This is a genomic window from Halobacteriovorax sp. (genome assembly GCF_041587335.1).
Lineage (GTDB): Bacteria > Bdellovibrionota > Bacteriovoracia > Bacteriovoracales > Bacteriovoracaceae > Halobacteriovorax.
Map to the genome: position 1 here is coordinate 1 of NZ_JBFGYP010000238.1, position 2599 is coordinate 2599.

4 protein-coding genes are annotated in these 2599 nt (G+C 36.2%); all 4 read left to right on the plus strand.

Annotation, left to right across the window (positions count from 1 at the left end; all coding sequences use genetic code 11):
* Nucleotides 1-315: hypothetical protein (locus ABX784_RS16810; protein ID WP_372656220.1), on the plus strand; the 315-nt coding region annotated here is incomplete at its 5' end.
* Between the two features lie 69 nt (nt 316-384).
* A complete protein-coding gene (locus tag ABX784_RS16815; RefSeq protein WP_372656221.1) occupies nt 385-1242 on the plus strand; it encodes a DUF4423 domain-containing protein in 858 nt (285 codons plus the stop codon).
* 8 nt (nt 1243-1250) lie between these two features.
* Nucleotides 1251-2216: a hypothetical protein gene (locus ABX784_RS16820; RefSeq protein ID WP_372656222.1), complete on the plus strand. Its 966-nt coding sequence runs from the start codon at nt 1251-1253 to the stop codon at nt 2214-2216.
* A gap of 72 nt (nt 2217-2288) precedes the next feature.
* Nucleotides 2289-2599, plus strand: a 311-nt coding sequence (locus ABX784_RS16825; protein WP_372656223.1) for a low specificity L-threonine aldolase, incomplete at its 3' end; no start/stop codon positions are given.

The window sequence follows — 2599 nt, forward strand, 5'->3', positions numbered from 1 at the left end:
AGAACTAAGAAAACAATCAGCAAATGTGTTGCATGGTCACGTGGTGGTGGAGACAGAGATAGAGTTTGTACTAGAGAAGTTGAGTACTACGGTGTAGCAGCTATCGAAGGAACAAGAGAAAGATGTACTAAGTGGAGAAGACAAGGTAGAGAAGGGGACAGAATTTGTGTTGCTTACGAAACTTACAACTATACTCTTCCACTTTCACACGAAGTTGATGTTCACAGAACAACAAGATCTAACGGATCTGATAGAGATGAAAGATTTGGTAGAAAACTATTTACTAAAACACTTTCAATCCAAGATTGCGAATAATATATAAGTAGTGTGTGTAAAGGGTCCTTCTTAAGAAGGGCCTTTTCTTGTCTAAACTAGAAGAGAATTATGAGAGAAACGGTAGAACAACCAAGAATTTCACTATTTGATTTCGATGATTATCGAGACTATCTCGTTAAGGTAGGAATGCCTGATGGATTGTACTCGCACACATCAAATAACCTTCAGTCATGGGCCCACCGCCTAGGTTATAAGTCACCAAGTTCATTAACAATGGTAATTAAGGGGCAACGATCTCCTAGTTTCGATATGCTTAATTCACTTGCTGAAGATTTAGAAATGACAATGAAAGAGAAGCAGTACCTCACTCTTCTTGTTCAACTAGAAAAAGCCACAAAGAAAAAGAAAGATACTAAAGAGATCTTAGAAAAAATCGCTGAGTTAAATGCAGGCTCAACGTCTATATCACTAGGGCTAAAAGAATTTTCAGCAATTAGTGAATGGTATTTCCTTGCAATTAAACAATTAATTTCTACTCCCAATTTTATTGAAGACGAAGATTGGATTTTCAAGAAGTTAAGAAAGAAAGTAACTCCATCACAAATTAGAAACGCTTTAAATATTATGACCGAAATGGAAACAATAGGTCGTGACGAAAACGGAAAACTTATAGTATTAAAGGAAGGCTTATTAACGACTAACGACGTTCCTAGCTCAGCTATTAAAAGGCATCACTTTGGAATGATCAATAGAGCGCTAGAGGCGATTGACGAGCAATCAGTAAAAGAAAGACAAGTGACATCAGTCACAATGAAAGTTAAACCAGAAGATGTTGACGCTGCTAAAAAATATATTTTCGAATTTATAAAAGACTTTAATGAAAAGTTCTCAACGACTGAGGCCGATGACCTCTATCAGTTGAATATGCAATTTTTCAGACACACACGTGAAGTCGTAAAACACTAGGAAATTAAATGAAGCACACTACGATTTTAATTTTATTACTTATATCTAAAATAACTTTATCCGTTGAATTGGTAAGGCTTTCTGACACACAAAGAGAGCAACTAAACCGTCAATTCGCAAGAGCAACAGCTCCTATACTCGGAAGACTAGGCTCTGGAGACATTGTTGGAAACGGCAGTGGACTCGTTGAACAGAACTTCATGTCTGCCTATTACAGCATTCAAACAGCAATACAAAATTGTTTAAACTCTTATGAGTGTGATATCGACACTCAAGAAAATATTTTATTAAGAGAGATTAACCAAGTCTATATAGATAAAATAGGTCAAGAGAGACCACTGCTATTTGCCAGTAAAGCAATCGCTGGAGACTTCTTTAAATCTGAAGAAGATAAGTCTTCAAGAATAGCGATGACAGGCTTTTCATCAGATAGTCAGATATTTATCAACCTTGATATGGCCGAAAAAATTAATAATGATATTCCTGCAATGATTAGCATCCTAGTTCATGAACTAGGTCATCAAGTTGGAATTGCTAACCACAGTATCCTAGACCAATTAGGTGCAAAAGTTAGAAATATGTGGAGTTCAAACTTTAAAATCTTAAAGTTTGTAATGAGAGATACACCTCTTGAAGTACGTTTATTCTCTACAGAGACTAACTACATTACTTCAAAGCTTAGTTACAACTTTAAGGGAAAAACAAAGGGACTAAACAATTTAGTTTTTGAAAAACTTGAGTGTGCACCAGAAGAGTCTGTCTACGGATTCAATCTTACTAATGGACACTGGAGAAGACCTGTTGAATCTGGTTATATAACTAAAATTAGTATTGGTTACTGGGTTGATATCTACTGCCAAGACTCGTTTGGTAATATCAGAACAGAAAAGAAAGACTTAGATGTAAAATTTAGATTTAGATCTTTCCACGGTCTACAGACAAGATTTCTTTCAGTTAAAATAAAAGTCGATTAAATCTAGGGCCTTGTTCATCAAGGCCTAAGAACTTTCATTGTTATATAATTTCATATCTAGTAGTATTTTCTTATGATTGATTTAAGAAGTGATACTGTAACAAAACCTACCCCTGAAATGTTATCTGCCATGATGTCAGCGCCAATTGGTGACGATGTCTTTGGAGAAGACCCAAGCATAAATGCTCTTCAAGAGAAAGCAGCATTACTTTTTGGAATGGAGGACGCCCTCTTTTGCCCTTCAGGGACCATGACAAACCAGATTGCTATTGCAACCCATGTTGGAGCTCTAGAAGAGATTATCGTGGAAAAAGAGTCCCATATTTATCAATATGAAGGCGGAGGAATCTTTCATAACTCTCGCGCAAGTGTGAAGTTAGTCGA